The sequence below is a fragment of the uncultured Jatrophihabitans sp. genome, from assembly GCF_964246335.1.
Lineage (GTDB): Bacteria > Actinomycetota > Actinomycetes > Mycobacteriales > Jatrophihabitantaceae > Jatrophihabitans.
In genome coordinates, this window is the sequence record NZ_CAXTQF010000096.1 from 1 (window position 1) to 6,322 (window position 6,322).

Genomic DNA, 6,322 nt, shown 5'->3' on the forward strand with positions numbered 1-6,322 from the left:
GTGCCGAGGAGGGCGGGTGTGTGCGGGGATCGGCCGGTGTCGAGCCAGGCCGCGATCTGCTGCCGCCGGCGGCGGACGAGGCGTGGCCGTAACGTCGGGGCGTGCCTCCCACAGCCGATCACCCGAACTGCCGGGCCGTGGACGCCGTGCTGGAACGCGCCGGCGCGGCCGGCCGGGTACAGATCCTGACCGACGCGGCGCCGACAGCAGCCGCAGCGGCCGCGCTGCTGGGAGTCGAGGTCGGCGCGATCGCCAACTCGCTGGTCTTCGCGACCGCGCAGGACGAGCCCGTGCTCGTGATGACGAGCGGTGCGCATCGCGTGGATCTCGCGAAAGCCGCGCAGCTGCTCGGCAGCGCAGCACTGCGCCGCGCCGACCCGGAGTTCGTCCACGCCGCCACCGGGCAGCCGATCGGCGGCGTCGCGCCGGTGGCGCACCCGACACCGCTGCGCACCCTGGTCGACGAGGATCTGGAACGGTATCCGCAGCTCTGGGCCGCCGGCGGCATCCCGCACGCCGTCTTTCCCACGACTTTCCACGAGCTGGTGCGCCTCACGGCGGGCACCCCAGCGGCGGTGGCGTGACGCGCCTCGCGTGATTGGGCACCATCGCGACGTGGTCCGCTTTGCGCAACGCGAGTCGGGAACGGACGTGCGCATCGAGTCGTGGGACGGCGCACAGTTCGTCGCCCGGCTCGACGACGCCATGAGCATCTACACCCAGGCGATGGACTACCCCGCGTACACGGGAGCGCAGCGCGGCGTCAGCGCCCGCAAGCACGTCGATCACGCCGGGTTCGCGTGTCGGGCCGCGCTGGCCGACGACGGCGAGCTGGTCGGCTTCGGCTACGGCTACACGACCGCACCCGGCCAGTGGTGGCACGATCTCGTGCGCCGCGCGCTGACCCGCGAGGACGCGCAGGGCTGGCTCGACGACGCGTTCGAGCTGAGCGAGCTGCACGTGCGGCCCGACCTGCATGGGCGCGGCATCGGCCGCTCGCTGCTGCTGCAGCTGTCCGGCGCCGTGACCGAGTCGGCGATGTTGTTGTCCACCCCGGACCGCGACACCCGCGCGTTCCGGCTCTATCACGACACCGGATTCATCGATCTGGCGCGCAACTATCTGTTCCCGGGCGACAGCCGCCCGTTCGCGGTCATGGGTGCGCGGCTGCCGCTCAACGAATGAACGCGGTCAGACAGCGGCCGGGATCGACAACTGCGCCATCACCTCGCGGGTGGCTTTCGAGAAATTGAATGTGATGAAGTGCAACCCGGGCACGCCCTCGTCGAGCAGCCGCTGCGCCAGCGCGCCCGCCTGCTCGATCCCCAGCGCGCGCACGGCCTTCGGGTCGTCGGCCACGTCGTCGAACTGTTCGGCCAGGTGAGCCGGGAACGGCGCGCCGGACAGCTGCTCGGAGCGCGCGATCGTCTTCAGGTTCGTCACCGGCATCAACCCGGCGATGATCGGCGTGTCGCACCCGGCCGCCGCAACGCGATCACGCAGCCGCAGGTAGTCGTCCGCGTCGAAGAACATCTGGGTGATGGCGTAGTCGGCGCCGGCACTGCACTTGGCGACGAAGTTGCGGGTGTCGTCCTCCACCGACTGCGAGCGCGGATGTTTGAACGGGAAGGCGGCGACGCCGACGCTGAAATCCGCATGCTCGGCCAGCAGCGCGACGAGATCGGACGCGTACTCGAGCCCGTCGGGGTGTCGCTGCCACTTGCCGTCGACATCACCGGGCGGGTCACCGCGCAGGGCGAGCAGATTGACTATGCCGGCGTCCGCGAAGCGCCCGACGAGCGCACGCAGCTCCGTGACGGAGTGGTTGACCGCGGTCAGGTGAGCAACTGGCATCAACGTGGTGTCGAGCGCGATCTGCTCGGTGACGTTGATCGTGTTGTCGCGGGTGGAACCACCGGCGCCGTAGGTGACCGACACGAAGGACGGCTGCAGCGGTTCCAGCTCACGGATGGTGCGCCAGATGCGCTGCTCGTCCTCGGGTGTCTTCGGGGGCATGAACTCGAACGAGATGGTCGGCCGACCATCTGCCAGGCAGTCACGCACCGTCCGAGCCACGCTGCGAGCCTAATGCGTGTTGCGTCATGTGCACCGTAAGGGAAGTAGCTTCGTGACCATGCGCACTGTCGAGGGCCGCACCGACCGCGTGGTCGTCGTGGGCGCCGGCCTGGGCGGCCTTTCGGCGGCATTGCACCTGGCCGGCGCGGGTCGGCAGGTGACGCTGCTCGAGCGCGAGCTGGTGCCGGGCGGCCGCTGCGGCGTGCTGACCGAGCGCGGCTACCGCTTCGATACGGGCCCGAGCGTGCTCACCATGCCGGACCTGGTGGCCGCTCCGCTGGCCGCGGTCGGCGAGAACCTGGAGAGCTGGCTGACGCTGCACCGCCTCGATCCCGCCTACCGGGCGCGGTTCGCCGACGGCTCGACGATCGAGGTGCGCGCCGACCCGCAGGAGATGGCCGACGAGATCGAACGCACCTGCGGGCCGGACGATGCCGAGGGCTGGCTGCACTACGTCGACTTCCTGCGCGCGCTCTACGACGTCGAGATGCCGCACTTCATCGAGCGCAATCTGGATTCACCGACGCAGCTGTTGCGGCCGCCGCTCGCCCTGCTCGCTGCGATGGGCGGTTTCCGCCGGCTGGCGCCGAAGCTCGCGCACTACGTGCGCGATGAGCGGCTGCGCCGACTGTTCAGCTTCCAGGCGATGTACGCGGGCCTGGCGCCCGCGCAGGCGCTGGCCATCTACGCCGTGATCACCTACATGGACTGCGTCGAAGGCGTGTACTTCCCGGACGGCGGGATGCACGCGGTGCCGCGCGCGCTCGCCGGGGCGGCGATCAAGCACGGCGTCGACATCCGTTACGGCACGACCGTGACCGGCATCGACATCGCGGCCGGCCGGGCCCGGGGCGTCTTCACCGCCGACGGGCAACGCGTGCCGGCCGACGTCGTCGTCGTCAACGCCGACCTGCCGACGGCCTACGACTCGCTGCTGCCCGGCGTGCGCACACCACGGCGCGTGCGGCGGCTTCGGTACTCGCCGTCTGCGGTCGTCCTGCACGCGGGTGCAGTGGCCGACCAGCGCGACCTCGCCCATCACACGATCGAGTTCGGTGACGCGTGGGAGTCGACATTCGACGACATCATCGACAAGGGCCGCACGATGCGCGACCCGTCATTCCTGCTGACGACGCCGACCCGCACCGACCCGTCGCTGGCGCCGCCCGGGCGCGACGTGCACTACGCGCTGTTCCCGGCGCCGAACACGACCGCGCCGATCGACTGGTCGACGCAGCGCGGCCCGTACCGCGACCACATGATCGAGACGATCGAGAAGCGCGGTTACACCGGGTTCGGCGGCAGCATCGAGGTGGAGCAGGTGGTCACACCGGCCGACTGGGAAGCGCAGGGCCTCGCTGCCGGTGCGCCGTTCGCCGCTGCGCACCTGTTCCGCCAGACCGGGCCGTTCCGCTCCCCCACGCTCGACCGGCAGATCGGCAACCTGGTGTTCTGCGGCTCGAACACCCAGCCCGGCGTCGGCGTGCCGATGGTGCTCGTGTCCGGCCGGCTCGCCGCCGAGCGCGTCGTCGGCCGGCTGCGCCGCTGACGCGACCTGCTCTGCGAGAATGACCGGCATGCGGCTCGGCCAGGGACTGGGCGGCCGCGAATTGGACGCTGCCGGCATCACCGACCCGGCCCTGCGCGCGGGATACCTGCGGTGCCGCGCGCTGAGCGCCGAACACGGCCGCTCGTACCACCTCGCCGGCCTGCTGCTGCCGCCCGCGAAGCGCCCGTACGTGCACGCGCTCTACGGCTTCGCGCGGTACGTCGACGATCTCGTCGACGACGTGTCGCCCACGCTGACCCCGCAGCAGCGCGCACAACGGCTCAACGACTGGATCGAGGAGTTCCGCGCCGACCTCGACTGGGGCACGACGAGTGACCCGATCTCCCGCGCGGTGATCGACACCATCGACCGTTGGTCCATCCCCACCGGCTACTTCAGCGATTTCGTGGACGCGATGCGCAGCGACCTGACGGTGACGTCGTACGCGACGTACGCCGATCTCGAGCGCTACATGTGGGGCTCGGCGGCCGTCATCGGACTGCAGATGCTGCCGATCCTCGGCCGAGCCGACGACGGCGTGCGCTGGGACGTACTGGAGATGCACGCCGTGCAGCTGGGCATCGCCTTCCAGCTCACGAACTTCCTGCGCGACGTCGGCGAGGACCTGCGCCGCGGCCGGGTCTACCTGCCGCAGGAGTCGCTCAACCGGTTCGGCGTGGACCGTGACCGTCTCGCCCGCGGGCGCGTCGACGAGTCGATCCGCAACCTGTTCGCCTGGGAGATCGAGCGGGCGCGCTCGCTGTACGCCGCGTCGGCGCCGGGCATCGAACTGGTCCATCCGACGTCGCGCGACTGCCTGTACACCGCGTCCACGCTGTACTCCGGCATCCTGGCCGAGATCGAACGTGCCGACTACGACGTGCTGGGCCGCCGGGTACGGGTCGGCAACGTGCGCCGCGCGATGGTCGGCATCAACGGCGCACGGCACGCTCTCGCGGCCCGCGCCGGCCGGACCACACCCACAGGCTGAGCGTCAGCAGCACCATCGTGAAGCCGAACAGCAGGTCCTCCACCGGCGCGAACGCGAGGTGCACACCGAGGATGCGCTGCGGGTCGTAGCGCACGATCCGCAGCCCGGTCAGCACGCCGTTCACGATCAGCTGGAAGAACACGACGATGCCGTACGCCGTCCAGAACGCCCGCCGCTGAACCAACTTGGTGCGCGCGACGAACAGGTCGAAGAGCACGGCCACCGCCACGCCAAGCGCGGCTGCCTCGGTGTAGTTCACGGGTCTGCGGGTTCCGGCTCGTCACCGATCAGCCAGTCCGGTCGACGAACGCGCACCGCCTCCAGGGTGAGCACCGCGCACGCCGGGATCACCAGGAAGAACAGCACTTCCTCGATCGGCAACCTGCCCGGCAGGGTGATGTCGATCAGCTGGTTCGGGTCGTAGTGCCACCAGCCGGCGCGGATCGCCAGCAGGTCCCATACGACGAACACGACAGCCACCGGCAGCACGGCCGTGCACAGTCGACGCCAGCGGCGGTAGACGTGGGTGCCGAGGACGAACTCGAGCGGCAACGTCCCAACGAGGCAGGCGGCGAGCAGCAGTACGTACCGCAGGTGGGTCATCAGTAGCCGGCGGCCTGCGCCCGACGCTTCACCTCCGTGCCGCGGTTCGCACGCAGTGCCTCGATCGGTGTGCCCGGCAGTGAGTCGTCCGCGCGATGCAGCCAGTCGACGATCTCGTCGTCGGTGAATCGTGCGTCGCGCAGCAGCGTGATCACCGCCGGCAGACCTTTCACCACGGTGCCGTCCTGCACCTGGTCGGCCGGTACCGCCCAGCCCCCGGCGTCGCGTACGGCGACGAGGCGCCCCTCGCGCACGTGCTGACGTGCCTGGGGAACGCCGACGCCGAGCGCCTCGGCGAGTTGATCCACCGACAACGTGTCCATGGCGTCAGAGCCTGCCATCCGTCAAACTGCCAGCGCCGAGGTGAGGTACGTGCCGCCGTCGAGCAGCATGCGGTCGCTGCGCGCGGACAGCGCGTCATGCAGCGCGGTGCGCAGTGCCTCGAGCCGCGCGGCGCCGAGCAGCAGATGATCGCTGTGTGTGCTGATCGTGTTGATCCACTCGTCGATCGGCACCGCGCGTTGCCACGGGTACGTGCGGTCGGTGACCTCGGCGAACAAGCCCGACGACTGCAGGTCGGCGACGTAGGACCGGTGATGCGGCCGCTTGGTGCCCGGCGCGTGCCGGTACGCGAGCTCAGGCGCCTGCTGGTCGTACACGTCGTCGAGCACGGCGCGGGTCGCGTTGTCGACCTCGTCGAAATTCCAGAACAGGGCCACCGTCCCACCGGGGCGCAGCAGCCGCGCGGCCTTCGGGATGCCGACACCCGGATCCACCCAGTGCCACGCCTGGGCGCAGGTGATCAGGTCGAACTGCCGACCACCGTCCGGCCAGCTCTCGAAGTGCCCGACCTCGACCGGCACGCCGTGATCGCGCGCCACTGCGGCCATGGCCGGGTCCGGCTCGACACCCAGCACGTCCAGCCCACGGGCCGCGAGCAGCGTCGCTGCCTTGCCGGTGCCGCAGCCGACGTCGAGCACGGTGGCCGGGTGCAGGTCGACAAGATCGTCGATCAGCGGCATCGGATAGCTCGGCCGGTATCGGTCGTAGTCGGCCGCGACCGCCCCCCCCAAAGATGACGGCGGCGCGGGGCCCGTGAGCAG

Annotated in this window: 9 protein-coding genes; 4 read left to right on the forward strand and 5 right to left on the reverse strand. The window is 70.5% G+C overall.

Features of this window, described 5'->3' with window-relative positions; all coding sequences use genetic code 11:
- Positions 1-101: 101 nt before the first annotated feature.
- On the forward strand, positions 102-584 hold the full coding sequence (locus tag ACFFCN_RS17755; RefSeq protein WP_375493818.1) for a YbaK/EbsC family protein: 483 nt from the start codon (positions 102-104) through the stop codon (positions 582-584).
- A 31-nt stretch (positions 585-615) separates the two neighbouring features.
- Positions 616-1,185 (forward strand): GNAT family N-acetyltransferase, encoded by a 570-nt coding sequence (locus tag ACFFCN_RS17760; protein ID WP_375493819.1) that lies wholly within the window; start codon positions 616-618, stop codon positions 1,183-1,185.
- A gap of 6 nt (positions 1,186-1,191) precedes the next feature.
- On the opposite strand, the gene metF is transcribed toward ACFFCN_RS17760, so the two are convergent.
- Entirely contained in the window at positions 1,192-2,076 is an 885-nt protein-coding gene (gene metF / locus ACFFCN_RS17765) for a methylenetetrahydrofolate reductase [NAD(P)H] (protein WP_375493821.1), read from the reverse strand.
- 58 nt (positions 2,077-2,134) lie between these two features.
- Here metF and crtI point away from each other — a divergent pair, with 58 nt between their 5' ends.
- A complete protein-coding gene (gene crtI, locus ACFFCN_RS17770) occupies positions 2,135-3,625 on the forward strand; it encodes a phytoene desaturase family protein (protein WP_375493823.1) in 1,491 nt (496 codons plus the stop codon).
- Between the two features lie 19 nt (positions 3,626-3,644).
- On the forward strand, positions 3,645-4,616 hold the full coding sequence (locus tag ACFFCN_RS17775) for a phytoene/squalene synthase family protein (protein WP_375493825.1): 972 nt from the start codon (positions 3,645-3,647) through the stop codon (positions 4,614-4,616).
- On the opposite strand, the gene ACFFCN_RS17780 is transcribed toward ACFFCN_RS17775, so the two are convergent.
- The 4 genes from ACFFCN_RS17780 to ACFFCN_RS17795 all read right to left on the reverse strand — a co-directional run.
- Entirely contained in the window at positions 4,558-4,875 is a 318-nt protein-coding gene (locus ACFFCN_RS17780; RefSeq protein WP_375493827.1) for a lycopene cyclase domain-containing protein, read from the reverse strand. The two genes, ACFFCN_RS17775 and ACFFCN_RS17780, sit on opposite strands and share 59 nt — an antisense overlap.
- Positions 4,872-5,219: a lycopene cyclase domain-containing protein gene (locus ACFFCN_RS17785; protein ID WP_375493829.1), complete on the reverse strand. Its 348-nt coding sequence runs from the start codon at positions 5,217-5,219 to the stop codon at positions 4,872-4,874. The genes ACFFCN_RS17780 and ACFFCN_RS17785 overlap by 4 nt, the downstream gene beginning before the upstream one ends.
- The gene (locus ACFFCN_RS17790) at positions 5,219-5,560 is read right to left on the reverse strand and encodes an Rv2175c family DNA-binding protein (RefSeq protein ID WP_375493831.1); all 342 of its coding nucleotides are present in this window, start codon (positions 5,558-5,560) and stop codon (positions 5,219-5,221) included. The genes ACFFCN_RS17785 and ACFFCN_RS17790 overlap by 1 nt, the downstream gene beginning before the upstream one ends.
- 3 nt (positions 5,561-5,563) lie before the next feature.
- Positions 5,564-6,322: class I SAM-dependent methyltransferase (locus ACFFCN_RS17795; RefSeq protein WP_375493833.1), on the reverse strand; the 759-nt coding region annotated here is incomplete at its 5' end.